This is a genomic window from Novosphingobium sp. AAP1 (assembly GCF_001295765.1).
GTDB classification, from domain to species: Bacteria; Pseudomonadota; Alphaproteobacteria; order Sphingomonadales; family Sphingomonadaceae; genus Novosphingobium; species Novosphingobium capsulatum.
The window spans coordinates 143,846-170,121 of the sequence record NZ_LJHO01000006.1 but is presented as its reverse complement, the minus strand read 5'-3'; the positions used below and the strand labels follow the sequence as shown (position 1 = coordinate 170,121).

The window sequence follows — 26,276 nt, the reverse complement described above, 5'->3', positions numbered from 1 at the left end:
CAAGCGGCCTGGGCTTTCAAACCTGTGCTTGGTGAAAATGAGCCGGGCGATACGCCGGGCCGAAGGGAAGAATTGCACACCCATGGGTGCTGTTGCCCTGTTAAAAGCCGCTCGATGCGGCCACCGACTCATCTAGGCCGTTTTCACAGCGAAATCCACAACAATCGCAATGTCACACAGTATCCTGCCCGTCAGAACCGGGCCGATACTTGAGGTCGATATACCGCGCCATGACGCGCGCCTGGTCCTGTGCTGCGCCTGATCTTTGGCGCACGTCCTGCTCCAGGGCATCGGCCAAGATTGCCAGGGCCTGGGCCGTGCCTTGCTGCACTCCGGGATCGGATGCGGGCGCGGCGCTGCTGGCGGCGAGCAGGCGGATGATATCCTGGGCGATCGGGCCGGCCTCGGTGGGCGCGGCCAGGCTGGCGATGCGTGCCAGTTGCGCATCAGCCGCCGCGCCAAAGCGGCCCTGCGCTGCGGCCAGGGCCGGGGCCAACGACACTGCCGGCGGTGCCGCCACCGCGCGCTGGCGCCGATCGGCCAGCGCCGCCACGCCGCTTGCCACCACGGCCGCGGCGCCATAGGCGGCCAGGAACCAGCCGCCCAGATGCAGGGCATGGGGCAGCCAGGCCGCCCACGCATGCGGGGCATGGCCCAGCGCGGCATCGGTCACCAGCACCAGGCCATAACCGGGCGCCAGGAAATGCAGGGCAATGCCCGCCACCAGCCGTCCGCGCCGGATCGGGCGAACGGCCGAACGGGCAGGCACGCCGAGCACGGCCGACTGATCAGCGAGGTAAACCGGCGGTCTGTCTGCGGTCATCGTGCGTCGATCCAGGCACCGCGCGCTGCGGCATGGCCCATCTGCCCCGCTTCCCGCGAAACTTGAAGCAATTTCGCGCCAACCCTGGCTGGACGGTTCCCGGCGCAGGCGATAGCAATGGCAACAAAGACAAATCTGCCGTTACCATGCGGCACAAAGGTGGGGGCATTCTTGGGGGTTTTTCGTGCAGCCGCGGCGCTGGCCGCCGCTTCTTCGCGGCCATGTGCAGCGCTCGCCCTGCTGGGCTTGGGCCGGGGTCTGGGGTTGGGCGTGGCACCCATTAGCGCCCACGCCACGCCCGAGGGCAAGGCCAGCGCGGCCAGCGCGGCGCTGGCCCGCCCGGCCATTGCCCCGCCCGAACCGTGGGTCTTGCCGCCCGGCGCCGCGATCACGCCCACCGGCGCCGGCGCGCAAGGTGCCGCCACGATCGACCTGCTGATCGATGAGCAGGCGCGCCTGATCGATGGCGGCAGCAGCGTCTATCGCGCCAACCGCTTTCGCATTGCCACCACCCAGGGATTGGACGATGCCGCCCTGCAATTGAGCTGGGACCCCAGCCTCGAAACGCTGACGCTGCACCGCTATCGCATCCTGCGCGGCGATAGCGTGATCGACCTGCTGGGCGATGGCAGCGCCCTTTCCGTGGTGCGCCGCGAAAAGAACCTCGAAGATGCGATGCTCGACGGCAAGCTGACCGCCACGCTCCAGCCCGATGACCTGCGCGTCGGCGATGTGATCGATGTTGCCTATACCCGCACGCGCCGCGATCCGGCGATCGGTGGTCGTGCCGAACTGGTGATGGGCCCGGCAGACGGCTATCCGCTGGGCCACTATCGCCTGAGGATGACCTGGCCGGTGGGCCGCGCGGTGCAATGGCGCGCCTGGCCCGGCGTAGTGGAGCCCAAGCTGACGCGGCAGGGTGACACGATGGAGCTGCTGGCCGAACGCACCGACTTTTCCACCGAGCGGGCGCCCAGCGGTGCGCCCGCGCGCTTTGGCCTGGTCAACCTGGTGGAGCTGACCGAATTTGCCGATTGGCCCAGCGTCTCGCGCACGGGACACGCGCTGTTCGAGACGGCCGAAACGCTCAAACCCGATAGCCCGCTCAAGGCCGAGATCGCGCGCATTGCCGCCGCCAGCGCCGATCCGGTGCGCCGCGCCGAACTGGCGCTGGCCCTGGTGCAGGAACAGGTGCGCTATCTGTTCATCGGCATGAACGATGGCGGTTTCGTGCCCGCCCCGGCAGACCTGACGTGGCAGCGCCGCTTTGGCGATTGCAAGGGCAAGACCGCGCTGCTCGTGGCCCTGCTCAAGGGGCTGGGCATCGCGGCGCGGCCGGTCTTTGTCGATACCGACAGCGGCGATGCCGTGGCCGCGCGCCTGCCGGCGATGAACCTGTTCGATCATGTGCTGGTCGAGGCGCAGATCGGCGGGCGCAGCTATTGGCTGGACGGCACGCGCCAGGGCGATAGCCGGCTCGACCGGCTGGAAGTACCAAACTACGTGAGCGGCCTGCCCACCACGGCGCAAGGCAGCGGCCTGGTGGCGATGGTGCCGCCCGCGCCAGGCGCGCCGCAGGTGGTGACCAGCCTTGCGCTCGATGCCTCGGCCGGGGTGGAGGTGCCCGCCCCGGCGCGGGCGGAAATGCGCGCGCGCGGCGATACGGCGGCGCGCTGGCGGATGAAATATGCCGGTCTTGCCACGGCGGAGCGCGAACGCCATCTGCGCAAGCTGTGGCGCGATGTCTATGATTTCGTTACCCCGCAAACCGTGACGGCCACTCTGGACGAGGCCAGCGGCGACTATGTGCTGGGCATGACCGGCACCGCCAAGATGGAGTGGACCTCAAGCGGATCGATGCGCTGGTACGAACTCGATCGCGCGCGCGTGGGGTGGAAACCCGATGTGCAGCGCGAGGGCACCTTGCTGGCCGATGCGCCCTTTGCGTTTGATTATCCCGATTGGTGGGCCAACCACGAAACCGTGCGCCTGCCGCATGGCGGCAAGGACTTTGCCTTGCAAGCGAGCGACGTGGATGAAACCGTGGGCGGCCTCTATGCCTTTCACCGCCGCGTGACGCTGGATGGCGATACGGTGACGATGGACAACGACACCCGCGCTCTCAAGGCCGAATTGCCCGCCGCCGATGCCGCCAAAGTGCGCGATCGCATGGCCGAACTGGGCAACCATGGCCAGTTCATCCGCCTGCCCGCGATGTATGAAGCGACCGATGCCGACATGGCTGCCCTCGCCGCCGACAAGCCGGCGCTGGCCCATGCCTGGCTGGTACGCGGCGCGGCTGCGTTTGACCGGGGCGACATGCCCGGCGCCATCGCCGGCCTGAATGCGTCGCTGGCGGTCGATGCCAAGCAGCCGATCGCGCAAGGGCTGCTGGCCTTTGCCTATGCCAGCCAGGGCGATGCCCGCGCCACCGAAACGGCCGATGCCGCACTGGCGCTGGACGACAAATACGACATGGCCTGGGCGACCAAGGGGCTGGTCGCGCTCAAGGCGCAGAAGATGGCCGACGCCATCGCTGCCTATGACCGCGCCATCGCGATCGATCCGCGCAACCCGCGCACTCTGGCCGGGCGAGCCAGCGCGCACCTGGCGATGGGCCAATATGGCCCGGCCCTGGCCGATACCGACGCCGCGCTTGTCCTCGCGCCCGATCTGCCGCTGCAGCCCGTGCGCGTGGTCGCGCTTTCGATGCTGGGCCGCACGACCGAGGCACTGGAGGGAGCCGACGCGCTGCTTGTCAAGAACCCCGACGCGCGCGACATGCGCCGCCTGCGCGCCGCCCTGCGCGCACAGGAGGGCGACCGCACCGGTGCCCTGGCCGATGCCGACTGGCTGGTGGCGCATGACGGCACGACGGCAGACCTGCTGACTCACGCGTCGATGCGGCCGGTGGGCGACAATGCCGGACGCATGACCGACGTGACCGCCGCATTGAAGCGCGATCCCGACAATATCGATGCCCTGCTGCAACGCGCCGCCCTGGAACGAGACGCTGCCGCCACTGACGCGATGGCCGCCGATATCACCCACGCGGCCAAGCTGGCGCCCACCTCGCTCAAGGTGGCGGCCGCGCAGATGGACATGATGGCCGCGCAGGGGCGCACCGCCGCCGCGCTGCAACTGGCCGGCACCACGCTGGCCGGCCATGCCCAAGACCCGGAGGCGCACAACCTGGTGTGCTGGTTCAAGGCCACGCACAACCTGGCGCTCGACAGTGCCGGCGGCGATTGCGACAACGCCCTGCGCCTGGCGCCGGGCCGCCCCGATTTCATCGACAGCCGGGGTTTCCTGCGCCTGCGCCAGGGTGACAACAAGGGCGCGATTGCCGACTACGACACCGCGCTGCGCATGGCGCCGACGCTGATCGCCTCGCTCTATGGGCGCGGGCTGGCCTATGCCCGCCTGGGCGAGCGTGACCGCGCGCTGGCCGATCTGTCCCGCGCGCGCAGCCTGTCACCGGGGGTGGACAAGACCTGGGCCGAATATGGCATGCAACTGCCGCCAGGATTCTGAGCGCCGCGCGCGCCATGTGCGGTGCGGACGAGGCCCAAGGCTGGTGACGCGCCGGTTGCGGACGGTCTGGCAGGACGGGCCACCAGAAAAGCGGGACCCCGGGTCAAGCCCGGGGTGACGAAGAAGGTGTTGTTTTCTAAAACCTTACGTCACCCCGGGCTTGACCCGGGGTCCCGCTCAATGATTTGCGCCATGGCAATCAACCACCAATCCTTGCTCCCAACCCACACAATGGATCGACGCAGCGCGGATTGGCAGCGGCCTAATCCACCTGGCGCCACTCTCCGGGCGCGAGGCCATCGAGCGTCCAGGCGCCGATGGCCCAGCGCACCAGGCGCAGGGTGGGATGGCCCACGGCCGCCGTCATGCGCCGCACCTGGCGGTTGCGCCCTTCGCGCAGGGTCAGCTCCAGCCAGCAATCGGGCACGCTCTTGCGAAAGCGTACCGGCGGCACGCGCGGCCACAGCGCGGGCGGATCGATGCGGCGCACCCCGACCGGCAGCGTCATGCCGTCCTTGAGGCGTACGCCGCGCCGCAAGGCGGTGAGCGCCGCCTCGTCCGGCTCGCCCTCCACCTGCACCAGATAGGTCTTGGGCGCCTTGAACCGGGGATCGGCAATGCGCGCCTGCAAGCGGCCATCGTCGGTCAAAAGCAGCAGCCCCTCGCTATCGAGATCAAGCCGCCCGGCCGGATAGACGCCCGGCATGGTGATGTGATCGGCCAGGGTGGGTCGCGCCGGGCCGGTGCTCTCGTTGGTGAACTGGCACAGGACGCCATAGGGCTTGTTGAACGCGATCAGGGTCATGGGTGCTCAATCCGCCCAATCGCCGTCTTCGTCGTCCTCGCCATCATCGAAAGCGAGCGTGCCCTGGTCGATCAGTGCGGTCACCAGCGCGGCGGTGCCCGGCGCGCTGGCCAGGCCCGGATCGAGCAGCACCAGCGCCCCGCCGCACAATGCCTGGGCCAGGGCCACGTCGGCGCAGGGCCACGCTTGGCCATCGGCAAATAGCAGCGAGCCGGCCCCTTCGCGGATATAGGCCAGGCGGTGGGCCGGGTTGCGGCGCAGCGCCACGCCCTGCGCCAGCAGCGCGGCGACATCGGCCGGATCTGCCGCCGTTTCGGGGCGCCAGTCGGTATCGGCGTATTTGGCCTGGGTGTTCATCTGACCAAACCAGCGGGCAAAGGCCGCGCGATCGCCCAGCGCTTCCAGCGTCATGGCGTGCAGCCGGTCGAGCGCGGCCGGGGTGATCTCTCCGGGGTGATCCTGCAGGACGAGATCGGGATCGGCATAGCGATCGGCCTCGTGATCGGCCGCCGCTTCCAGTTGGTCGGCGACGTGGGCGCCCCAGCCCTCCACCAGTTCGGCGCGCGAGGGGGCGCGAAACCCGATCGAATAGGTCATGCAATCATCGCCCAGCGCCACGCCATCGTGGGCAAAGCCGGGCGGGACATAGAGAATGTCGCCCGGTTCCAGCACCCAATCGCCGGTGGCGGCAAAATCGTCGATCAGGGCAAGATCGGCGTGCTGCTGGCGCGGCGTGGCGGCATCGCAGCGCGGACCCACGCGCCAGCGCCGCCGGCCCAGCCCCTGGATCAGGAACACGTCATACTGGTCGAAATGCGGCCCCACCCCGGCCCCGTCGGTGGCATAGCTGATCATCACGTCGTCGATCCGCCAATCGGGCACGAAGCGGAACGGCGCGATCAGATCGGCCACCTGCGGCACCTGCTGGTCCACTGCCTGGACCAGCAGCGTCCAGGGATCGGCGCCCAGGCTGGCAAAGCGGTCTTCGGGCAAGGGCCCGTGTTCGAGCACTGGCCCGCCCGCGCCGCGCACGATCAGGCGCGATTCCACCCCGGCCTCGCAGGCCAGGCCGGCCAGTTCGTCGGGATCGAGCGGATTGTGCCACGCCCCCCACGGATTGCGGATCAGCATGGGCTGCTTTTGCCAGGCAGTGGCGAGGAACCGGGCGATATCGAAGTGGGCAAGGTGCATGGCGCCGCTCATGCGCCGATGCACCGCCCCTTGTCAAAAGGTGGCCCGTCACCCGGGCTGCCAAGCTTGAATTTGCCGTGCCGCCGTTCCATGCAGGGCCAGCAGGAGACGATATGGCCAAGCGCGCAAAAGCCGAACAGGCAGAGCCTTCAGAAGCAGTTATCGAACAATTGACCACCGGATCGGGCGCCCCCAGCAACGATCCGCGCGCGCTGGAAAAGGCGCTGGGCCTGCGTGTGCGCCAGTTGCGCCGCCAGCAGGATCTGTCGGTGGCCGATCTGGCCACCGCCGCCGGGCTTTCCACCGGCATGCTCTCCAAGATCGAGAATGGGCAGATTTCCGCCTCGCTCACCTCGATCCACTCGCTTGCCCAGGCATTGAGCGCGCCGATCTCGTCGCTGTTCGCCCTGGCCGAAGAGCGGCAGGACTGCTCGTTCGTGGCGGCAGGCGAAGGCGTGAAGATCGATCGGCGCGGCACCAAGTCGGGCCATGTCTATCAATTGCTGGGCCACCTGATGCGCGGCGACCTGGTGATCGAACCCTACCTGATCACGCTGTCGGACCGGGCCAGCCCCTATACCAGCTTTTCCCACGCCGGCACCGAACTGATCCATGTGCTGGAAGGCGAACTGTCGTACCGCCATGGCGACCGGCGCTATGACCTCAAGCCCGGCGACACGCTGCTGTTCGACAGCCAGGCCCAGCATGGTCCGGAAACCATGGGGCCGGGCACGATCCGCTATCTGTCGATCATCGCCTATCCGCGCGGGCAGGCGGGGGCCTGACGCACCCCCGCGCTGCTGGGATAACCGCCGGCAGGTTAGGCCAGTTCGCCCCGCAATACTGCGATGTGTTCGGGCCCGATGCCGCAGCATCCGCCCAGGATCGTGGCGCCCTCGGCCGCCCAGGCACGGGCAAAGGCGGCATAGCCCTGGGGCGTGAGGTCGGCGCGGATCGGGCTGAGGCCGTTGTTCGCCTCGGCATCGGCGCCCTGCGGGGGGAAGGCATTGGCATAGACGCCGATCGCCACCCCGCTGCCGGCCAAGGCGGCCTTGGCCTGGGCCACGGCGGCAGCCATCACTTCGGGCTGGCTGCAATTGAACAGCAGCGCCTGGGCGCCCAGCCGCCGTGCCGCAGCCGCAGCGGTTTCGACGCTTTCGCCCGAGCGCAGTTGCGGGGCTGCGGCCGGGTCTTCATCGGCCAGGGTGAACGAGAGCCACAGCGGCTTGCCCGTGGGCGCGATCAGATCGGCGACGAGTTCCGCCTCGGCAATCGCCGAAAGAGTTTCGGCCTGCCAGTGATCGACTTGCGGCGCCAGCGCCGCCACCAGGACCGCCAGCACCGCGCGGCTGCGTTCCAGATCGATCAGGTCAGGGCGGTAAGACCCCGAGACCGGCGGCAGCGATCCGGCCACCTTCACGCTACGCGGCGCGGCATCGGCCACCTCCCGCGCCAGGCGTCCGGCCAGCGCCGCCCACTGCGCACCATGGGCATCGAAGCGGTCCTGCCCGATGTGGAACGGCACCACAGCATAGCTGTTGGTGGTGATCACATCAGCCCCGGCATCGACATAGCGCTGATGCACCTGGGCAACGAACTCTGGCGCCTCGATCAGCGCCAGCGCCGACCATTCGGGCTGGCGGAACGGCGCGCCGCAGCGCGCCAGCTCGCGGCCCGTGCCGCCATCGAGAATGACCAGGCTCACAGGTTCACCGTCAGGCGCAGGTAATACGATCCGCCGTTGATGCCATAGGGCGCCACGTGGGAATAGCGATCGTAGTTGAGCGCCTGGCCGATCGCGGTGGGGATCATGCGCGGGTGCACGTCGAACAGGTTGTTCGCGCCCACGCCCACGCGCACCTGCGGCGTGACGCGATAGCCGATGTCGAGATCGGTGATCACGCGCGCGCCGGTATCGATGATGTAATAGGGCTCGGCATAGCCCTGCGCCTGGCGCGCATTGCTGTAGAACGTGTTCCGCAGCGTAAGATCCAACGGACCGCTGCTCCATGCCGCGGCCAGCGAGGCTTTCCACGAAGGCGTGGCGGTGGTGAGATTGGTGCGCTGCACCGCATCGACCAGCGACAGCCCGGCATCGGCCAGGACCGCCGGCGCGGCATGCACGCGGCGGATCGTGGTATCGACATAAGCCAGCCCCGCATCCCAGCGGATCGTGCCCAGCGCGCCGGCCGGCATCACCCAGCTGGCGGTCATGTCCACCCCTTGGGTGCGGGTGTCTACGCCATTGGTGAAGAACACCGCACTGACATTGCCCGGATCGAGCCCGGCGGGGATCGTGGTGCCGTTGGCGGCGATCGCGGCCTGGGCCAGATCGCCATAGAGATAGGCGCTTTCGATGATCCGGTTCTTCACATCGATGCGATAGGCATCGACCGTGATCGACAGGCCGTGCACCGGCTCTGCCACAAAGCCCAGGCTGGCGCTGGTGGAGGTTTCCGGCTTAAGCGCGGGCGCGCCCAGCAGGTTGGCGCCGGGCGAGCCGAGCGGCAGCTGGATCGAGGCATAGCCGGTGGTGACCGTGGTGGCCGAATAGTTCTGCTGGGCCAGGGTTGGCGCGTGGAACCCGGTGCTGACACTGCCGCGCAGGGCAAAGCGGTCGGTCACGTCATAGCGGCTGGCGAGCTTGCCGTTGAGGCGGCTGCCCACGCCGTTGTAATGCTCCCAGCGCAAGGCGCCCGAAAGCTCCCAAGCCTTGACCGGGCGCAGCGTCAGGTCGGCATAGCCGGCCACGCTGTTGCGGTGCACGTTGGCCGCGTCGCTGGGGCGAAAGCCGGGAAACGCCTGCGGCCCGCCGCTGTAGTACGACGTCGGCTCGCCGGCGCGGATCTCGTAGGTTTCATAGCGGTTTTCCGCGCCGAACGCGAACGTCGCCGGACCGGCCAGGCCCAGGTCGAACTGGTGCTTCACATCGAGGTTGCTGGTCCATTCCGACGCGGCAAAGCCCCCGACGTTGAAATCGGTCTGGGCATTGCCGGTATCGGCCAGCAGATCGGGATTGATCGTGCTGATATTGCGCAGCTTGACCGTGTCGCGGCCATAGGTGGAGGAAAGGTCCACCGCCCAGTCGCCATGGCTCTTGATGCCGCCGGTCACGCTGAAATCGTGCTCGTTCAAGGTTTCCTGCGGGGTGAAGCCCTGGGGATAGAGCGCATCGACCGCATCGGAAAACCAGCCGGGCTGGCGCGGGTTTTCATTGGCCCGCGCCTTGCGCCAGGCATAGGTGCCAAAGCTGTAGAAATCGAGGGTTTCACCCAGCGGCCGGGTATAGTCATAGCCGCCGCTGACCACCACCGAGCGCGGCATGCCCTGCACCTTGGCCGGCTGCACGCCGCCGCTGTCGCCGCTGCGGTTGGTGAAATCCTGATAGCGATAGCCGGCCGACAGATGCAGCACGCCGCCATCCTTGAGGGCGACGCCCTTGTCGGCATTGGCCTGGATCGAGGTGCCATCGCCGGCATAATACTTGCCGCCCTGCACCGAAACGCCGCCCGAATTGGCATCGTCCTTGAGGATGACGTTGATCACCCCGGCAATCGCGTCAGACCCATATTGCGCCGCCGCGCCATCGCGCAGCACTTCCACCCGGCCCACGGCGGCCAGCGGGATCATATCGAGATCGACGACATTGGAGCCCTGCGAGGGATCGCTGTCGGCATAGATGCTGGATGACAGGTGCCGGCGCTTGCCGTTGACCAGGATCAGCGTCTGGCTGGGCGAAAGGCCGCGCAGCGCAAAGGTGCGCGCCAGGGCGCCCACGTCATAGCCCACGGCCGGGGCATTGAACGAAGGCAGCACGCTGCGCAGCGAATCGACCAGGTTGGACTGGCCCGTGGCCGTCAGGGTATCGGCCTTGACCACGTCGATCGGGGTGGCGCTCTGCCGGGCCAGGCGGCCGCTTTCGCGCGTGCCGGTGACGATGATGGCATCGCCGCTGGTGCCGATGTCGGCAGCCGGCGCATCGGCGGCCGGTGCCGGTGCCTGGGGCGCGGCCAGCGCCATGCTGCTGGCCGAGAGGCCAAGGGAAACCAGCGCCAAACGCAGCGGCGCGCGATAGGAAACGACGGAAAGTGCCACGAAAACCCCGGATCGGTTGGACGTCGGAAAAATCCACCTAATGACTTGAGTATTATTCGGTCAAATGAGCAGTTCAAAACATGCCAATCCTTGCACGGACTGTGGCAATCGCGCACTAGGTGCGCTGCTCGTGGCCCCCAGCCTGCGGAAAGTGCCTGCTTGACCGATCTGCCCCCTTCCGGCCCCCTTACTTCCGGCCGTTCCACTTCTGGCCCACGCGCCCATCTCCACGTCGGCCACGCCATGCTGGTGGCGCTGGGGATGGTCATGTCGACCGACAGCCTCAAGACCGCGCCCACCGTGGCGGCCAATGCGCCGGGCGGGCATGTGCTGCTGCTGTGGGTAGCCGGCGCGCTGGTCACCATGGTGGGCGCGCTATGCTATGTCGAAATGGCGGCGGCCTTTCCGGATTCGGGCGGCGAATACAGTTTCCTGCGCCGGGCCTGGGGCGGCCGCGTGGCCGCGCTCTATGCCTGGTCGCGCTTTGCCATCATGCACACCGGCTGGATCGCGCTGATGGCGCATCTGTTGGCCGACTATGCCAGCGCGCTGTGGCCGCTGGGCCATGCCGGGCGCACCGTGCTGGCGCTGGCGATCGTGGCGGCGCTCACCGCGCTTAACCTCGTGCATGTCAGGCTGGGTTTCCTGACCCAGGCACTGCTGGTGGCACTGGTGGCGGCCGGCTTTGCCTGTGTTACTGCGGCCGGCCTGCTCGTGCCGGCCCCCGCCGCCGGCGCGCCGCTGGCTGGTGGCGGCAGCGTGGGCGTGGCGCTGATCTATGTGTTCCTGGCCTATGGCGGGTGGAGCGACATGGCGACGCTGTCGGGCGAGGTGCGCGGCGGGCGGCGGGCCATGCTGGTGGTGGTGATCGGCGCGCTGGCGCTGCTGATGCTGATCTATTGCGCGATGAACTGGGCGCTGCTGCGCGGGCTGGGGCCGGCGGGACTGGCCGCGAGCACCGCGCCCGGCGCCGATCTGGCGCGCACCGCGTTCGGCCCGGCCGGCGCGTGGCTGACCGTGGGGATCGTGGCGATCTCGGCGATCAGCAGCATCAATTCCACGCTGATCGTGTGTTCGCGCGTCACCGCCTCTGCTGCGGCAGACCTGCCGGCACTGGCCGCGCTGGGCAACTGGCACGACGCACGCGGCACCCCGGCGCGCGCCACGCTGGCTGTGGGCGGATTTTCCCTGCTGCTGACGGCAGTATCGGGCCTGTCGCAAAGCGGCTTTGGCGCGATGGTCGATTACATGACCCCGGTGTACTGGCTGTTCGTGATCCTGGGCATGGCTGCCTTGATCCGCCTGCGCCGCACGATGAAGGCGCACGACTGGCCGGTGCGCACGCCGCTGTTTCCGCTGTTTCCGCTGGCCTTCATGGCGCTGTCGGCCGCCATGCTGTGGTCTTCGCTCACCCAGCTGGGGCCGGGTGCCTTGGCCGGGGCCGCCGTTCTGCTGCTGGGCCTGGTGCTGGGCCAATTGGTGCAGCGGCGTGGGAAGACTGTCCAAGCCGTCCAACAAAGCTGAACAATTCGACCAGCCTTATCGGTATTTCCTTGAATAGCTGCGCGCTTTAAACCGGCCACATAGCCCGTCACGGGCGCCAGCTTTGGGAACACCGCCATGACCATCCGCACCCCCGATGTGCCGGGCATCGAATTTGCCCTCCTGCCCCCGGTTCGCGATCTGGGCGAAGGCTTCAAGGTGCGCCGCGCGCTGCCTTCGGCCCACCGCCGCATGGTCGGGCCATTCATCTTCTTTGACCAGATGGGCCCGGCCGCCTTTGCCGGTGGCGAAGGGCTCGACGTGCGCCCGCACCCGCATATCGGCCTCGCCACGGTGACCTATCTGGTGGAAGGCGAAATCCTGCATCGCGATTCGCTCGGCTCGGTCCAGGCGATCCGCCCGGGTGAGGTCAACTGGATGACCGCCGGGCGCGGCATCACCCATTCCGAACGCACTGGCCCGGAAATGCGCAGCAGGGGCGGCCCGCTGTTCGGCCTGCAGGCCTGGGTTGCCCTGCCCACCCATGCCGAGGAAACCGATCCCGCCTTTGCCCACCACAAGGCGGATGAAATCCCCACGGGCGAAGTCGATGGCACCCGCCTGACGCTGATCGCCGGGCAGGTTGATGGCCTGACCTCGCCGGTCAAGACGCTGTCGGACCTGGTCTATGCCGAACTGGTGATCGCGCCGGGCGGGCGCTATCGCGTGGCGGCCGAGCATGTAGAACGCGCGCTCTATGTCGTGAGTGGCGAGATCAGCGTGGGCGGCCAGACCGGCGGCTTTGCCACCAGCGAGCTGATCGTGCTCAAGCCCGGCGCCGAAGTGGTGATCGAAAGCACGACCGGCGCGCGGGTGATGCTGATGGGTGGCGAACCGTTTCCCGAAAAGCGCCACATCTTCTGGAACTTCGTCTCGTCGCGGCCCGATCGCCTGGAACAGGCCAAAGCAGACTGGAAGGAAGATCGCTTTGCCCATGTTCCCGAAGAGCACGAGTTCATTCCGCTGCCCGAATAAGTGGCTGTGACGCAAAAGCCACAGCAGAAACACAGCAACACTTCGTTGCATAAGGGAAAAGGACCAGACAGCATCGCAGCCTAACCCCGGTCATCTCGGCGCAACCTGCTGCCGGAGATGGCCGGGCTTTCCCTTGCCATCGTCCGAGACGGGCAGGCGCCGAGACGCAGGCGGAACCGTTTCTCGATGACCGTGAGGGAAGGACAGTTCCGATGATTCAACGCTCTGCACGCCGCCGGGCCGGCCGTATCGCCTTGGCCGCCACGCTGGCCGGCGCATCCATGGCCCTGGCCACCGCGGCCAAGGCGGAAGACACCGCGCCGCCTTCGGCCATCACCATTTCCGGCAGCGCCGCCGTGGTGACCGACTATCGCCTGCGCGGCGTGTCGCAATCCAACAATGGCTTTGCCCTGCAGGCCGGCGTCACCATCGCCCATGAAAGCGGCTTCTACGTCGGCACCTGGGGCTCCAACCTGGCCGGCTGGGGCACGTTCGGCGGTCCCAACCTGGAACTCGACGCGATCGGCGGCTTCAAGAAGTCGTTCGGCCCGGCCACGCTCGACGTTGGCCTGACCTGGTACATGTATCCGGGCGGCGCGGCCAAGACCGACTTTGCCGAACCCTTCGTCAAGCTGTCGGGCACCGTCGGCCCGGTCTCGGCACTGGCCGGCGTGGCCTATGCGCCCAAGCAGCAGGCGCTGGGTCAGTGGTATGATTCGGGCGCCAGCTACGTCGCCGGCACGCCCGAACATCCCGGTGCCAAGAACGACAACCTCTATGTCTGGGGCGATGTGAGCGGCGCAATCCCGACTACCCCGGTCACGCTCAAGGCCCACCTCGGCTATTCCAAGGGCAATCCCGGCCTTGGCCCCAACGGCACCAGCGTGGCGCCGACCGGTTCCTATGCCGACTGGCTGCTGGGCGCCGACCTGGCGCTGGGCAAGGTGGTGCTGGGCATTGCCTATATCGACACCAACATCAGCGATGCCGATGCCGCCTATCTGCGGCCCAACTTCACCAAGTATCAGGTTCAGGACGGCGCCTCGATCTCGTCCTCGCGCGTGGTGCTCTCGGCCACGGTCAACTTCTAACCCACCCTTTCCACCAGGTACGCACGACTGTCCCTCGCCAGCCCCCAAGCTGGCGGGGACTTTTTTTATGTGCCGTTGTCGCAGGCCTGGCTCAACGAAACTGCCCCCACAGGCCAGAGGCCGTGGGGGCAGCGGCGCGTGGTGCGCCATCCATGAGCCGGGATGGGGGTGGGCTCAGGAGTTCGACAGGGCCTCTGCGCGATCAGGCGGCGTGGGGCACCGCGCGCAGGATCGGCTCGGGGCCCGAGACGGTTACCGCGTTGCCCTGCTGGCGGCGGCGGGCGAGCCATTCGCGCAGGGTTTCGGCAGTGGTGTGGTCGATCGCCTTGACCCGGCCGAGATCGAGGTGGACACGGCGATCGGCCGGCAGGTCTTCGAGCACGGCGTTGAGCTTGGTCAGGCGCAGGAAGGTGGCCGCGCCCTTGAGTTCCACGTTGGTGGCGTCACCATGGTCGTGGGCATGAACACCCAGGTTGAGGTGCTTCACGTGCGGCAGCAGTTCCACCAGCGACAGCGCCATGCCCACCAGCACGCCGGTCAACAGGTCGGTCGTCACCACCAGGGCAAAGGTCACCGCCCAGATCGCCGCTGGCAGCGGGCCATAGTGGGTGAACAGGTGCTTCACATGCTTGAGGCTGACCAGCTTCCAGCCCGTCACCACCAGCACGCCCCCGAGCGCAGCCATCGGCACTTCGCGCAGCAGCCAGGGCAGCAGCGCGACAAAGCCAAGGATCCACGCGCCATGCAGCACGGCCGACCAGCGGGTTTGCGCACCGGCCTGGACGTTGGCCGAAGAACGCACAATCACGCCGGTCATCGGCAGGGCGCCAACCATGCCGCACAGCAGATTGCCGATGCCCTGCGCGCGCAGTTCCTTGTTATAGTCGGTGCGCACGCCATTGTGCATGCGATCGACGGCTGCGGCCGACAACAGCGTTTCCGCGCTGGCGATAAAGGCAATGGCCACGGCCGAGACCAGCAGCGCCGGCTTGGCCAGCAGCGGATCGAGGAACGCCCCGCCCGGCGCGGCAAACGCGGCGCTGAGCGAATCCGGCACGGCAATGCGCGCCACCGGCAGGCCCAGCACGGCGGCAAGCACCGTGGCAGCGACCACCCCGATCAGGGCGCCCGGCACCAGAGACAGCGCCTTGGGCTTGAGCTTGTCCCAGCCCAGCATGCCCACGATCGTCACCAGGCCCAGGACCAGCGCCATTTCGCTGGCGCGCCAATCGAACGGCGAAAGGCCCAGCACACGCGCCGGGATCATCGACAGGTTGGCCAAGCCATTGGACATCGGCTTGGCATCGAACAGGATGTGGAACTGGCCCACCACGATCAGCGCGCCGATGCCGGCCAGCATGCCATGCACCACCGCCGGGGAAATGGCGCGGAACACACCGCCCAGCCGGGCAATACCCGCCACCAACTGAATCAGCCCGGCCACGAGCAACACCGGGCCAAGCGCGGACAGGCCATTGTCGCGCACGAATTCGAACACGATCACGGCCAGGCCCGCCGCCGGGCCCGAAACCTGCAAGGGCGAGCCGGCGAGCAGCCCGACGACGATGCCGCCGATGATGCCGGTCACCAGGCCCTTTTCCGGCGGCACGCCCGAGGCGATGGCAATGCCCATGCACAGCGGCATGGCCACCAGGAACACCACGATCGACGCGGTGAAATCGCGAACGAGGCCGCCCCTTGTGGGGGCAGCCTCGGGCGATGCAGCGATTGCTGCCTGGCTCATTCGGCCGCCTCCGCCAGGGCGGGTTCGCGCGCAAAGCGCGGTGCGGCCGCCAGGGCGACGGGCAGCGGGCGATCTTCACGCAGCGGCACGAATTCGCCGGTGTCGCCATCCAGGCCCAGCACCTGGCCGGCGCTGATATCCACGAACCAGCCATGGAGCGACATTTCGCCGCGCGCGATCGCCGCCGAAACCGACGGATGGGTGCGCAGATGATCGATCTGGGCGATGATGTTCTGCAGGCTGACCGCGCGCACGCGCTCGCCGCCGTGCAGGTGCGGCGAACAGCTCGACACGACATGCTCAGCCGCGGCGCCATGGCGCAGCCAGGCGACCACGTTGGGCATGCCCTGCGGCGGCTCGGGCGCGGCCAGCGCTTTCATCGCGCCACAGTCAGAGTGGCCGCACACGATGATGTCGCGCACGCCCAGCGCCACCACGGCATATTCCACCGTGGACGACACGCCGCCGTTCATCGTCGAATAGGCCGGCACCATGTTGCCAGCGTTGCGACACACGAACAGATCGCCAGGCTGGGCCTGCATGATCTGCTCGGGCACGATGCGCGAATCCGCGCAGGACACCATCAGCGCCTTGGGCGCCTGGCCGTGGGCAGAAAGCTGGCCATAAAGCTCGCTGCTCTGCGGAAAGACGGTCTTTTCGAAACGGAAAACCCGGCCGATAAGTTCGTTCATGGGGAGGTACCTCCTCTTGAATATCTGATGCGCGGGGCGAATGCCGTTGCGCTTGATGCAAGAGGTACGCGGATGTCTTTGCCCGCAGCCGTCGCAACTGTAAGGAACTATTTCCCTGGCTTGGCAGCGGGGTAGCCAGCCTTGCGCGGCAGACGAACCGTGGCGACCAGGCCGCTGACCGGCCCGGTCTCGCCCGGTTCGGGGCGGCGATTGGCGAGAATCAGCGTGCCGCCTTCGGCCCGGATCGCGCGCTTGACGATGGCCAGGCCCAGCCCCATGCCCGGCGTATCGCGCCCGCGCGCCGCATCCAGGCGCACGAACGGCTGGGTCACTTCATCCAGCCGGTCCACCGGAATGCCCGGCCCGCGATCGGCCACCACCACTTCGGCCCAATCGCCATCGGCGCGCACGATCACTTCCACATGCCCGGCATAGTGCAGCGCGTTTTCCACCAGATTGCCCAGCGCACGGCGCAGCGACACCGCGCGCGCCTGGATCACCAGCCGGTCTGGCCCGTCATAGGTGGCATCGCCCCCCTGGTCATAGGCGTTGTCCACCAGCGTCATCGCCATGGCCGCCAGGTCCACCGGCTCTGCCGGGATCTGCCGCCCTTCCCCTTCGACATAGGCTTGCAGCGAGGCGAGCAGGTGCATCATCTCGTCAATGTCGTGGACCATGTCGGCCTGGGTTTCGCGGTCGATGCCGGCATCGTCCAGCCGCAGCCGCAGCCGCGCAAGGGGTGTGCGCAAGTCATGACCGATCGCCAGCATCGACTGCGTGCGATCGAGCATCTGGCGATAGATGCGGCTTTGCATGCGGTTGAACGCGCGGATCAGGCGGCGCACTTCGTCTGGGCCACGCTCGGTCAGCGGTTCGGGCGGGCCGGCGCCAACCCGCCCGGTGGCGGATACCAGCGCCTTGAGCGGGCGGATCGTGGCGCGAAACAGCACCCAGGCCAGAACCACCAGCAAGGGCGTTGGCACCAGCAGCACCGCCAGCCGTCCGGCATTGAGCGTCCAGGCCTCGCTTGCCTGGGTGCGGAACACCACGCCCGAGCCATCCTTGAGCAGCATCGCCCCGTTTACCGATCCGGGCGAGGCGAGCGATTTCAGCGAAAAGCGCGGATCGCCTGAGGCCAGTTCGGGCGCGGCATCGAGCACCTGCGCGCGCAGCCGGTCGAGCGAAAGGGCATCGTCGCCATGGGCCAGGCGCGGTTTCCACGCCAGGGAAAAGCGCGGCGAAGACAATCGCTCGGCCAGCGCCGGGCGGTCGGCCGGCTCTTCTGCTTCCAGCGCGCGGCTGGCGATTACCAGGTTTTCGGCAATGCGCGCCGCATCATCGCTGCGCAGGGCAAAGTTGCTGGCGCGATCGAACAGCACGGCGTTGGAGCCGAAATCGATCGCCGCCATCAGCACCAGAATGGCCAAAAGCCGCTCCGGCAAACCGAAGCGGCGCATGGCCCGGCGCAGCGACAGCCGGCGCCGGGAAATCATGAGCGGCGCTGCATCACGTGCGGGTGACTTGCGCCTTGAACATGTAGCCAACCCCGCGCACCGTCGCGATCGGGGCTTCGCCCCCGGCCGCCGTCAACTTGCGGCGCAGGCGCGACACCAGCACGTCGATGCTGCGGTCTGAACTGTCACCCAGGCGGGTGCGCGACAGCTCGATCAGGCGTTCGCGGCCCAGCACGCGCTGCGGCTGCGCCACGAACGTGGCGAGCAGATCGAACTCCGCCCCGGTCAGGTCCACCATCACACCATCGGGGGCATGCAGTTCGCGGCGGGCGAGCGAGAGCGTCCAGCCATCAAAGCGGATTTCGCTGGCGCGCTCACCCGGCTCGGCCGCCGCCAGGCCATCGCCGCCCTGCCCGCCACGGCGCAGCACGGCGCCGACGCGGGCGACCAGTTCGCGCGTGCCGAATGGCTTGGCGAGATAGTCATCGGCGCCGAGTTCCAGGCCAAGCACGCGGTCTTCCTCGCTGCCACGGGCGGAAATGAAGATGATCGGCACGTCGCTCAACCGCCGCAGCTTGCGGAACAGCTCGATCCCGTTGGTGCCGGGCAGCATGATATCGAGCACGACAAGGTCGGCCGGCGCGCTATCGAGCAGCACCCACATTTCCGCGCCGGTGGCGGCCGGGCGCACTTCATAACCATGCTCGCGCAGGGCGCGGGCGGTCAGCGTGCGCAGGGGGCCATCGTCTTCGACAAGCACGATGGAGGGGGCAAGACGGGTGGCCAGCATGGCTGTGCTACGCAATGGCGCTCCTTTGGTTCCAGGCTCGATCATACCGCCGCCTCAGCGCGCATCCTCGCGCACCACGGCGTTCTGGGCAAGAGCAGCATCAGTGCCGATCGCGGTGCGGCGGAAACAACCGCGGTTCTTGCCCGGATCGGGATGGCAGGCCACCACGGCGACACGGCCAGCGGCTGCATCGGTGCGTTCCGCCACCGGCGCGGCGACGGCAGCGGGGCGGCACAGCGCGGGACGGCCAGGCGCGCCCTGGCACACCGGGGCCGGGTGAGCAGCGGCAGTGGGAGCGGCCAGCAGCGGAGCTGCCGGGGCCGAAAGCGTCGCCAGAGCGAGGAAGGAAGCGAGGATCATGAGGGGGACACTCCGCAGGAAATTGATCGTGAAATTGGTCGTGTCCGGGGTAACACCATGCCTTTTGCGCGATGGGTGCGGCTTCGTGAAGAAGTGTTGCTGCGCAAGAAAAGATTGCGCCTTCATGTCCACCCTGCGCGCCATGCCGCAGCAAAGTGCCGGTGCGGCATGGCGCCGGCATAGGGACGAAGCTGTTAAAGCAATTACGTTTCGTTGCGCGGACGTGTCTCGATCGCGGCGCTTTCGCGCGTCGACGCAGCGCCTGGCGCCAGGGCCTTGCCCGGCGCTGCGGCAAAACCATGCAGCCCCAGCCACCATTGCAGCGCGATCACCGCGCCCTTGGCCGGTTGCAACAGGCCCAGCACCATCGTCACCGTCATGGTCAGGCACACGCCCATCATCACCGGCCATGACAGCGTGGTGTGCAGGCCCAGCGCGATGATCACCGGCGCCATGACATGGCCGGTGATCAGGATCGCCACATAAGGCGGAAAATCGTCGGCGCTATGGCCGCGCCAGTCCTGCGCGCAGGCCGGGCACTGTGCCACCGGGCGCAGCCAGGCGGCAAACAGGCGCGCGCCGTCACAGCGCGGGCAATGGCCCCGCGCCCCGCACCACAGGGCATCTGCCAGGCGGCGCGGGGGGTTGCGGGTCATTTCTTGGCGAACGGGTTGGTGGGGCTGCGCAGCGTCAGCCGGATGGGCACCGCTTCGAACCCCAGCGAGCGGCGGATGCCGTTGACCAGATAGCGGCGATAGCTTTCGGGCAGCTGATCCAGCCGCGTGCCGAACATCACGAAGCTGGGCGGGCGCGTCTTGGCCTGGGTGATATAGCGCAGCTTGATGCGGCGGCCGCCTGGCGCGGGCGGCGGGTTGGCCGCCAGCGCATCGTCGAACCAGCGGTTAAGCGCCGCAGTCGGCACGCGCTTGCTCCAGGCATCGCGCAGCGTAAAGGCGGCCGACAGCAGCGTGTCCAGCCCCTTGCCGGTGCGGGCCGACACCGCCACCAGCGGCACGCCGCGCACCTGCGCCAGGCCATCGTCGAGCGCCTGGCGCACGCCGTTGAACAGGCCGCTGGCATCTTCGGCCACGTCCCACTTGTTGATGGCAATCAGCAGGGCGCGCCCTTCTTCCAGCACCATCGAGGCGATCTTGAGATCCTGGTGTTCCAGCCCGCGCGTGGCATCGAGCAGCAGGACCACCACTTCGGCAAAATCGATCGCGCGGCGGGCATCGGCCACCGACAGCTTTTCCAGCTTGTCGACCACCTGGGCCTTCTTGCGCATGCCGGCCGTGTCGATCAGGCGAATCGGGCGTTCTTCGCCGTCCTTGGGATCGGTCCAGTTCCAGTCGATGGCGATCGAATCGCGGGTGATGCCCGCCTCGGGCCCGGTGAGCAGCCGATCCTCGCCCAGGAACCGGTTGATCAGCGTGGACTTGCCCGCATTGGGGCGGCCAACGATGGCCAGCTTGAGCACGGCCTTGGGATCGTACTCGGCCTCCTCGTCGGTGGCCTCTTCCTCGTCCTCGGCTTCCTGCTCGGCAAAGTGGGGCAGCAGCGCCTCGAACAGGTCGCCCAAGCCTTCGCCGTGTTCGGCCGAAACGCCCACGGGATCGCCAAAGCCGAGCGAGAACGCCTCGAACAGGCCATGATCGCCAGCGCGGCCTTCCGCCTTGTTGGCCAGCAGAATCACCGGAATATCGTGGCCGCGCAGATAGCGGCCGATTTCCTCGTCCAGCGGGGTGATGCCGGCACGGGCATCGATCACGAACAGCGCCACGTCGGCGCCTTCGAGCGATGCTTCGGTCTGCATCCGCATCCGGCCGGGCAGGCTGGAGGGATCTTCGTCTTCCCACCCGGCGGTGTCGACGATGGTGAATTCAAGGCCCAGCAGCGACGCATCGCCAAAGCGACGGTCACGGGTGACGCCGGGCTGGTCGTCGACCAGCGCCAGCTTCTTGCCGACAAGCCGGTTGAACAGAGTGGACTTGCCCACGTTGGGCCGTCCGATGATGATAACCTGGGGACGCATAGCCCCCGTTGGCCCGGCTTGGCGCCAAAGGCAAGCGGGCGTTGCATACCAGGCCCGGTTGGTCGCGATTCGTAAAACCGCCATTAACCAAGCCGGTCAGGCGGGCATTGACCATTTGCCGGCACAACAGCGCCATGGTGTGGTGGACAAGAACAGGGCCGTTGGGCCTGGCCGCGGGGGCGGCACTGATCGCCGGGATGATCGCTCCAGGGGCTGCCATGGCCGCCCCGATCGCCCTGATTCCCGGCCCGGATCAATCCGATGGCGCACCGGCCGATACCGCCGGCGCCTTGCCCTATCTGCAATGCGTGCCCTATGCCCGGCAGGTTTCAGGCATCCAGCTGTTCGGCGATGCGCACACCTGGTGGGACCAGGCCGAGGGCCGCTATGAGCGCGGTTTCACGCCCAAGCCCGGCGCGGTGATGAGCTTCCATCCCTATGGCGCGATGCACCTGGGCCATGTCGCCATGGTCAGCCGGGTGATCGATTCGCGCACCGTGCTGCTGCGCCATGCCAACTGGTCACCGATCAACGGCACGCGCGGGCAAAAGGAAAACGATGTACGCGCGGTCGATGTGTCCGACGCCAACGACTGGAGCGCGGTGCGCGTGTGGTATGCGCCGATCCAGGGCCTGGGCACCACGCATTGGCCGGTCGACGGCTTTATCTACAATCGCCCGCCAGCACGCCACCTCGGCACCGCCACGCCGCTGCGCCTGGCGAGTGCGAGCGCTGCGCCGCGCAGCATGATGCAGCCGGCCGTGCAGCGCCAGGTGTTGATGGCCACGCGCGCGACGGCCCCGGCGCGCAGCCCGATCGATAGGGATTTCCTGAGTGGCGTTGCGGTGGAAACGGCAGTGCCGAAACCGGCCGCGCCCGTGCGCACCACGGCGCGGATCAGGATGGCGCAGGCCACTATTGCGGCCAGTGCCGCACTGCCGGCTCCGGCGCGGCGCGATCAGGCCAGCCTAGCGCGCGACGATGATCCCATCGGCCGCATCATTGCCAGCCGCACCGGCGGCGCCGGGGTGGGCAGCGCCGGCATGGGGATCGGGCGCCTGCGCTAACGCCGGCACCCGAACAACCCAAAGATCAGGCCTTGGCCACCGGGGCGTCTTCGCCCAGGTCTTCGTACCATGCCTCGACCGGGCCGGAGAGCTTGAGCGTCAGCGGGTTGCCCTTGCGGTCCATGGTCTTGCCGGCCTGCACGCGCACCCAGCCTTCGGAAATGCAATATTCCTCGACATTGTTGCGCACGGTGCCCTTGAAGCGGATGCCCACGCCACGGCCCAGCTTGTCTGCGTCAAAGAACGCGCTGCGCGGGTTGATCGCCAGGCGATCGGGCGGCACATCGGCGCCGGACGTGGCAGGTGCGGTGGAAGGAGCGGCGACGGCGTCCGCGTTTTCGGGCGTTTCGATTGGATCGGTCATGGGGAGCGAAATATCTTCACATGCCCACTTGTCAACGTTGCGCAACGCCGTTAGAGGCCGCCTCCACACCCCGGGGCCGACACGATCGACCACCGCGGGACGCCATTTCGGCGGGCGCGTAGCTCAGCGGTAGAGCACACCCTTCACACGGGTGGGGTCACAGGTTCAATCCCTGTCGCGCCCACCATAAAATCCCAACAGATCCGGATTTTATGGTCACGGCAGGTAATGTCCTGCATCACGCTTGGTCGCCTTTTCACACGCCAGCCGGCGACTGTCCAATTCATACCAATCTGGATGCATCGCGCAGGGATTTGCGGCGCCGTGCGTTTGGCACAGGTACAAGCGCGCGCCTGATGCGGCAGCGGCGGCGCAGGGCCGGGCGGGCTGTCCGTTGTTGTGGCCAGACATCACCGGGTTCCTGCATGCGCATACTGCTTGTCGAAGACGATGCCCCCCTCGCCCGTGCGCTGGCAGTGTGCCTGGCCGGCGCCGGGCTGACTGTCGACCATGCTGCCAGCAGCGAGGAGGCGGAACTGTACCTAGCCGCCAATACCTATGCCGCGCTGGTGCTCGATCGGGGATTGCCCGATGGCGACGGGTTGGCCCTGCTCGCCCGGTTGCGCCGCGCCGGGCATGGCCTTGCGGTTGTCGTGCTCACCGCGCGGGGCGAGGTGCAGGCGCGCATCGCCGGACTGGACGCAGGCGCCGACGATTACATGGCCAAGCCCTTTTCGCCCGACGAACTGCTCGCCCGCCTGCGCGCCGTGCTGCGCCGCAACGGCACGTTCCAGGGCCGTGAAATCGCCTGCGCCAACCTGGTCTTCGATCTCGACAATCTCTCGCTCAGGGTCGGGGGGCGCATTGTTGCGCTGTCGGCGCGCGAAGCCGGGCTGCTCGGCCTCCTGCTGCGCCGCGAGGGACAGGTGGTGACCAAGCGCCTTGCTGAAGACCAACTGTTCGGCGCCAACGATCCGCTCGGCTCCAACGCGATCGAGGTCTATGTCCATCGCCTGCGCCAGAAACTCGATGCCGCGCAGGGCGAGGCGGAGATCGTGACGGTGCGCGGCGTCGGCTATATCATCAAGCCGCGCGCATGAAGCGGCTGGTCCGCCGCGCGGCGACCTCGCTGCTCACGCGCATCCTGCTGGTAGAGGGCATCACCATTGTGGTGGCCAGCCTTGCCATGCCCTTTGCCGCACGCACCGTGCTGGAAAGCAGCGTCCGCGCGATCGAGCGCGATACCTTGCGCCAACAGGCCGAACTGGTGGCGCGCCATGTCATCCCCGCACCAGGCGGCCATTGGCAGGTGGCCCTGCCGCGCGAGGAGATGGCGATCTATGCCACCGGCTATGACGGGCGCGCCTTTGCCGTGATCGATGCGCGCGGGCAGGTTCTGGCCCACAGCCCGTTTTTCCTGCCCGATATCTGGCCGCAGCCGCCCCGGGCCTGGCACGAACAAGCCCTGACCAGCGGGCCGCTGGTTGGCCTGAGCGTGCCACGCGCGTTTGCCGATCAGAACGTGCGCATCGTCGTGACCCAGGACCAGACCCGCCCTGGCGCGGTGGTCGACGATGTGGTGCGCAGCTTCCTGGCGCATTACCTGGTCTGGCTGGTGGGACTGCTGCTGCTGATGCCGTTGGCCAATATCACCATGCTGTGGCCATTGCTGCGACGGATGCGCCACACGGCGCGGGCCGCCACGCAGCTGGCCCCGCAGGACCCGGGCGCCCGGCTCGATGCGGCGGGCCTGCCGGCCGAGGCGACCGCCATGGTCAGCGCGATCAACGGCCTGCTCGACCGGGTGGAGGCAGCCCTGGCGCTGCAACAGGAATTTGCCGGCAACGTGGCCCACGAACTGCGCACCCCGCTTGCCACCCTGCGGCTGGAAGTGGGGCGCATGGCCGCTGGGCCGGCGCGCGACGAGGCGCTGGCGCAGATCGCGCGGATGGCCCACGTGCTCGACCAGTTGCGCGATCTGGCCAGCCTGGAGCACGATGCCGCGCCCGCGTTCGAGCGTTTCGACCTAGCCGGGCTGGCCGTGGCCGTCGTGGCCGATCGCACGCCCGATGTGCTGGCGGGCGGGCGCAGCATCGCCCTGCTCGGGGCGGAAGAGGTGGTGATGACCCACGGCAACCCCGGCCTGGTGGCCATGGCCATTGCCAACCTGCTCGACAACGCGCGGCTGCACACCCCGCCGGGCACGGCGATCGAGGTCAGCGTTGCCCGCCCGGCGCAGATCAGCGTTGCCGACAATGGCCCCGGCGTTACCGAGGAAGACGCCACGCGCCTGGCGCGGCGGTTCTGGCGGGCCGACCATCGCCGCAGCGACGGCGCCGGGCTGGGCCTGTCGATAGTGCAGCGCATCGCCCACGTCCATCATGGCCGCCTGGTGATTTCCCGCGCCGCCAGCGGCGGGGCGTGCTTCACTCTGTCGCTGGCAGAATACGCTTTGCCGTAAGGTTGATGTAAGCGAGCCTGCCTAGGCCCGGCCCGATTTCAAGATCGAGGCCTTTTGCATGATGGATCATCTTCCCGCCGACGAGCCGGAACGGCCCGTGCCGGTTCTGTCGCGCCGCGTGCAATGGCGATTGGCCGCTGCGCTGGTCGTGCTGGTCGCTGCCGGGGGCTGGCTGGCGCCGCGCATGTTCGGGCTGGATGGCGACCCTGCCCCCGCGCCGCCCCCGGCCACCAGCGACGGCAGCTTTTCCGCCACGCAGGCGCAGTGGGATACATTGCGCTTTGCCACGGTGCAGACCAGGCCGCTGGGCGATGCGACGCAAAGCGATGGCAAGATCGCGGTCGACGATGACCTGACCACGCCGGTCTTTTCGCCGTTCACCGGGCAGGTCACGCGCGTGTTTGCCAAGGCAGGAGACCGCGTGCGCGCCGGCCAACCGCTGTTTGCCGTGGCCGCCAACGAAGCCGCGCAGAGCGAGGCCGACATCATGACCGCCGCCGCCGCGGTCAAGGTGGCGCAGGCCAATGCCGCCCGCCTGCACGATCTGGCCGCCAACAAGGGCGCCGCGCTCAAGGATGCGCAGCAGGCCGATGCCGATCTTGCCGCCGCGCAAGGCAATCTGCTGGCCGCCCAGGGCCGCCGCCGCGCACTGGGCAGCATCAGCCATGGCGAAGGGATTGTCCGCGCGCCAGTGGGCGGCGTGGTCACCCAGCGGTTGATCGGCATGGGCCAGAACGTGGCCAGTGCCACCGGCGGCGCGGCCACCCAGGCTTTCACCATTTCCGATTTCTCGCGCGTGTGGCTGGTCGGCAACCTGCGCGAGGAAGACGCCGGGCTGGCCCGCCTGGGCCAGATGGCGCTGGTGCGCCTGCCCGATGGCACCACCTTGCGCGCGCCGCTGACCTATGTGGCGCCGATGATCGATCCGGCCACACGCCGGCTGACCGTACGCGCGCAGATCGCCAATCCCGATGGGCGGCTCAAGCCCGAAACCTATGTCAGCTTTGCGCTGGAAACGGGCGGCGCACGCCAGGCGCTGATCGTGCCGGAAGAGGCTGTGATCTTCGAAGGGGACACCGCGCGCGTCTGGGTGGCCGACATGCGCCGCCACAGCCTGGTGCTGCGCCCGATCGGCACGGGCCAGGTGGGCGGCGGCATCGTCGAGGTGACGAGCGGGCTCAAGCCAGGCGAAACGGTGGTGACGGCAGGCAGCCTGTTCATCGACCGTGGCGCCAAGGCGGATTGAGGGAGCGCGA

General features: G+C 68.1%; 22 protein-coding genes and 1 tRNA gene. 10 read left to right on the top strand and 13 right to left on the bottom strand.

The window, feature by feature from the left end; translation table 11 throughout:
• Nucleotides 1-172: 172 nt before the first annotated feature.
• Nucleotides 173-823, bottom strand: a complete 651-nt coding sequence (locus IP65_RS13730; RefSeq protein ID WP_054132092.1) for a hypothetical protein — start codon at nucleotides 821-823, stop codon at nucleotides 173-175.
• Nucleotides 824-1,093: 270 nt separating this feature from the next.
• On the opposite strand from IP65_RS13730, the gene IP65_RS13725 reads away from it, so the two are divergent.
• The gene (locus tag IP65_RS13725) at nucleotides 1,094-4,357 is read left to right on the top strand and encodes a DUF3857 domain-containing protein (RefSeq protein WP_231627716.1); all 3,264 of its coding nucleotides are present in this window, start codon (nucleotides 1,094-1,096) and stop codon (nucleotides 4,355-4,357) included.
• A gap of 262 nt (nucleotides 4,358-4,619) precedes the next feature.
• Here the strand turns inward: IP65_RS13725 and IP65_RS13720 are convergent, their stop codons facing one another.
• Complete coding sequence (locus tag IP65_RS13720) at nucleotides 4,620-5,162, bottom strand: pseudouridine synthase (protein ID WP_054132091.1); 543 nt, start codon at nucleotides 5,160-5,162, stop codon at nucleotides 4,620-4,622.
• Between the two features lie 6 nt (nucleotides 5,163-5,168).
• Entirely contained in the window at nucleotides 5,169-6,353 is a 1,185-nt protein-coding gene (locus IP65_RS13715) for a cupin domain-containing protein (protein ID WP_054132134.1), read from the bottom strand.
• Nucleotides 6,354-6,466: 113 nt separating this feature from the next.
• Between IP65_RS13715 and IP65_RS13710 the strand changes: the two genes are divergently transcribed.
• Nucleotides 6,467-7,138 (top strand): XRE family transcriptional regulator, encoded by a 672-nt coding sequence (locus tag IP65_RS13710; RefSeq protein ID WP_022675447.1) that lies wholly within the window; start codon nucleotides 6,467-6,469, stop codon nucleotides 7,136-7,138.
• A gap of 35 nt (nucleotides 7,139-7,173) precedes the next feature.
• On the opposite strand, the gene IP65_RS13705 is transcribed toward IP65_RS13710, so the two are convergent.
• Together IP65_RS13705 and IP65_RS13700 are read right to left on the bottom strand one after the other, a co-directional pair.
• Nucleotides 7,174-8,058 carry a homocysteine S-methyltransferase family protein gene (locus IP65_RS13705; RefSeq protein WP_054132090.1) on the bottom strand — a complete coding sequence of 295 codons (885 nt, stop codon included), beginning with the start codon at nucleotides 8,056-8,058 and terminating at the stop codon, nucleotides 7,174-7,176.
• Complete coding sequence (locus tag IP65_RS13700) at nucleotides 8,055-10,448, bottom strand: TonB-dependent siderophore receptor (RefSeq protein ID WP_082350153.1); 2,394 nt, start codon at nucleotides 10,446-10,448, stop codon at nucleotides 8,055-8,057. Before IP65_RS13700 ends, IP65_RS13705 begins: the two co-directional genes overlap by 4 nt.
• A 159-nt stretch (nucleotides 10,449-10,607) precedes the next feature.
• Here IP65_RS13700 and IP65_RS13695 point away from each other — a divergent pair, with 159 nt between their 5' ends.
• From IP65_RS13695 to IP65_RS13685, 3 genes are all read left to right on the top strand, one after another.
• Entirely contained in the window at nucleotides 10,608-11,972 is a 1,365-nt protein-coding gene (locus IP65_RS13695; protein ID WP_231627715.1) for an APC family permease, read from the top strand.
• Between the two features lie 96 nt (nucleotides 11,973-12,068).
• On the top strand, nucleotides 12,069-12,965 hold the full coding sequence (locus IP65_RS13690) for a pirin family protein (protein WP_054132087.1): 897 nt from the start codon (nucleotides 12,069-12,071) through the stop codon (nucleotides 12,963-12,965).
• A 212-nt stretch (nucleotides 12,966-13,177) separates the two neighbouring features.
• Nucleotides 13,178-14,056: a TorF family putative porin gene (locus IP65_RS13685; RefSeq protein ID WP_022677419.1), complete on the top strand. Its 879-nt coding sequence runs from the start codon at nucleotides 13,178-13,180 to the stop codon at nucleotides 14,054-14,056.
• A 202-nt stretch (nucleotides 14,057-14,258) separates the two neighbouring features.
• Here IP65_RS13685 and IP65_RS13680 read toward each other — a convergent pair whose 3' ends face one another.
• The 7 genes from IP65_RS13680 to der all read right to left on the bottom strand — a co-directional run bounded on the left by IP65_RS13680 (nucleotide 14,259) and on the right by der (nucleotide 21,128).
• A complete protein-coding gene (locus tag IP65_RS13680; RefSeq protein WP_022677420.1) occupies nucleotides 14,259-15,800 on the bottom strand; it encodes a SulP family inorganic anion transporter in 1,542 nt (513 codons plus the stop codon).
• Nucleotides 15,797-16,492 (bottom strand): carbonic anhydrase, encoded by a 696-nt coding sequence (locus IP65_RS13675; protein ID WP_022677421.1) that lies wholly within the window; start codon nucleotides 16,490-16,492, stop codon nucleotides 15,797-15,799. Before IP65_RS13675 ends, IP65_RS13680 begins: the two co-directional genes overlap by 4 nt.
• A gap of 107 nt (nucleotides 16,493-16,599) precedes the next feature.
• Nucleotides 16,600-17,985: an ATP-binding protein gene (locus tag IP65_RS13670; protein ID WP_022677422.1), complete on the bottom strand. Its 1,386-nt coding sequence runs from the start codon at nucleotides 17,983-17,985 to the stop codon at nucleotides 16,600-16,602.
• 13 nt (nucleotides 17,986-17,998) lie between these two features.
• Entirely contained in the window at nucleotides 17,999-18,736 is a 738-nt protein-coding gene (locus IP65_RS13665) for a response regulator transcription factor (protein ID WP_054132086.1), read from the bottom strand.
• Between the two features lie 54 nt (nucleotides 18,737-18,790).
• Nucleotides 18,791-19,096, bottom strand: coding sequence for a hypothetical protein (locus IP65_RS13660; RefSeq protein ID WP_108350170.1), 306 nt, complete (start codon nucleotides 19,094-19,096; stop codon nucleotides 18,791-18,793).
• 203 nt (nucleotides 19,097-19,299) lie between these two features.
• Nucleotides 19,300-19,752 carry a DUF983 domain-containing protein gene (locus IP65_RS13655; RefSeq protein WP_054132085.1) on the bottom strand — a complete coding sequence of 151 codons (453 nt, stop codon included), beginning with the start codon at nucleotides 19,750-19,752 and terminating at the stop codon, nucleotides 19,300-19,302.
• Nucleotides 19,749-21,128, bottom strand: a complete 1,380-nt coding sequence (der, locus tag IP65_RS13650; protein ID WP_054132084.1) for a ribosome biogenesis GTPase Der — start codon at nucleotides 21,126-21,128, stop codon at nucleotides 19,749-19,751. Before der ends, IP65_RS13655 begins: the two co-directional genes overlap by 4 nt.
• A gap of 218 nt (nucleotides 21,129-21,346) precedes the next feature.
• Here der and IP65_RS20900 point away from each other — a divergent pair, with 218 nt between their 5' ends.
• Complete coding sequence (locus IP65_RS20900) at nucleotides 21,347-22,195, top strand: CHAP domain-containing protein (protein WP_197279255.1); 849 nt, start codon at nucleotides 21,347-21,349, stop codon at nucleotides 22,193-22,195.
• Between the two features lie 25 nt (nucleotides 22,196-22,220).
• On the opposite strand, the gene IP65_RS13640 is transcribed toward IP65_RS20900, so the two are convergent.
• Nucleotides 22,221-22,559: a DUF3297 family protein gene (locus IP65_RS13640; protein WP_022675621.1), complete on the bottom strand. Its 339-nt coding sequence runs from the start codon at nucleotides 22,557-22,559 to the stop codon at nucleotides 22,221-22,223.
• Between the two features lie 112 nt (nucleotides 22,560-22,671).
• On the opposite strand from IP65_RS13640, the gene IP65_RS13635 reads away from it, so the two are divergent.
• The 4 genes from IP65_RS13635 to IP65_RS13620 all read left to right on the top strand — a co-directional run bounded on the left by IP65_RS13635 (nucleotide 22,672) and on the right by IP65_RS13620 (nucleotide 26,266).
• Nucleotides 22,672-22,746, top strand: a tRNA-Val gene (locus IP65_RS13635).
• 238 nt (nucleotides 22,747-22,984) lie between these two features.
• Entirely contained in the window at nucleotides 22,985-23,659 is a 675-nt protein-coding gene (locus IP65_RS13630; protein WP_022675620.1) for a response regulator transcription factor, read from the top strand.
• Nucleotides 23,656-25,020 (top strand): HAMP domain-containing sensor histidine kinase, encoded by a 1,365-nt coding sequence (locus IP65_RS13625; protein WP_054132083.1) that lies wholly within the window; start codon nucleotides 23,656-23,658, stop codon nucleotides 25,018-25,020. The genes IP65_RS13630 and IP65_RS13625 overlap by 4 nt, the downstream gene beginning before the upstream one ends.
• Before the next feature lie 58 nt (nucleotides 25,021-25,078).
• Nucleotides 25,079-26,266, top strand: a complete 1,188-nt coding sequence (locus IP65_RS13620) for an efflux RND transporter periplasmic adaptor subunit (RefSeq protein ID WP_054132082.1) — start codon at nucleotides 25,079-25,081, stop codon at nucleotides 26,264-26,266.
• Nucleotides 26,267-26,276: the final 10 nt, after the last annotated feature.

Coding starts and splice junctions, on each gene's coding strand:
- IP65_RS13680 (WP_022677420.1), bottom strand. CDS start 15,800: ATGAGCCAGGCAGCAATCGCTGCATCGCCCGAGGCTGCCCCCACAAGG.
- IP65_RS13625 (WP_054132083.1), top strand. CDS start 23,656: ATGAAGCGGCTGGTCCGCCGCGCGGCGACCTCGCTGCTCACGCGCATC.
- IP65_RS13690 (WP_054132087.1), top strand. CDS start 12,069: ATGACCATCCGCACCCCCGATGTGCCGGGCATCGAATTTGCCCTCCTG.
- IP65_RS13670 (WP_022677422.1), bottom strand. CDS start 17,985: ATGATTTCCCGGCGCCGGCTGTCGCTGCGCCGGGCCATGCGCCGCTTC.
- IP65_RS13715 (WP_054132134.1), bottom strand. CDS start 6,353: ATGCACCTTGCCCACTTCGATATCGCCCGGTTCCTCGCCACTGCCTGG.
- IP65_RS13665 (WP_054132086.1), bottom strand. CDS start 18,736: ATGCTGGCCACCCGTCTTGCCCCCTCCATCGTGCTTGTCGAAGACGAT.
- IP65_RS13675 (WP_022677421.1), bottom strand. CDS start 16,492: ATGAACGAACTTATCGGCCGGGTTTTCCGTTTCGAAAAGACCGTCTTT.
- IP65_RS13630 (WP_022675620.1), top strand. CDS start 22,985: ATGCGCATACTGCTTGTCGAAGACGATGCCCCCCTCGCCCGTGCGCTG.
- IP65_RS13655 (WP_054132085.1), bottom strand. CDS start 19,752: ATGACCCGCAACCCCCCGCGCCGCCTGGCAGATGCCCTGTGGTGCGGG.
- IP65_RS13620 (WP_054132082.1), top strand. CDS start 25,079: ATGATGGATCATCTTCCCGCCGACGAGCCGGAACGGCCCGTGCCGGTT.
- IP65_RS13720 (WP_054132091.1), bottom strand. CDS start 5,162: ATGACCCTGATCGCGTTCAACAAGCCCTATGGCGTCCTGTGCCAGTTC.
- IP65_RS20900 (WP_197279255.1), top strand. CDS start 21,347: ATGGCCGCCCCGATCGCCCTGATTCCCGGCCCGGATCAATCCGATGGC.
- IP65_RS13640 (WP_022675621.1), bottom strand. CDS start 22,559: ATGACCGATCCAATCGAAACGCCCGAAAACGCGGACGCCGTCGCCGCT.
- IP65_RS13660 (WP_108350170.1), bottom strand. CDS start 19,096: ATGATCCTCGCTTCCTTCCTCGCTCTGGCGACGCTTTCGGCCCCGGCA.
- IP65_RS13730 (WP_054132092.1), bottom strand. CDS start 823: ATGACCGCAGACAGACCGCCGGTTTACCTCGCTGATCAGTCGGCCGTG.
- IP65_RS13685 (WP_022677419.1), top strand. CDS start 13,178: ATGATTCAACGCTCTGCACGCCGCCGGGCCGGCCGTATCGCCTTGGCC.
- IP65_RS13710 (WP_022675447.1), top strand. CDS start 6,467: ATGGCCAAGCGCGCAAAAGCCGAACAGGCAGAGCCTTCAGAAGCAGTT.
- der (WP_054132084.1), bottom strand. CDS start 21,128: ATGCGTCCCCAGGTTATCATCATCGGACGGCCCAACGTGGGCAAGTCC.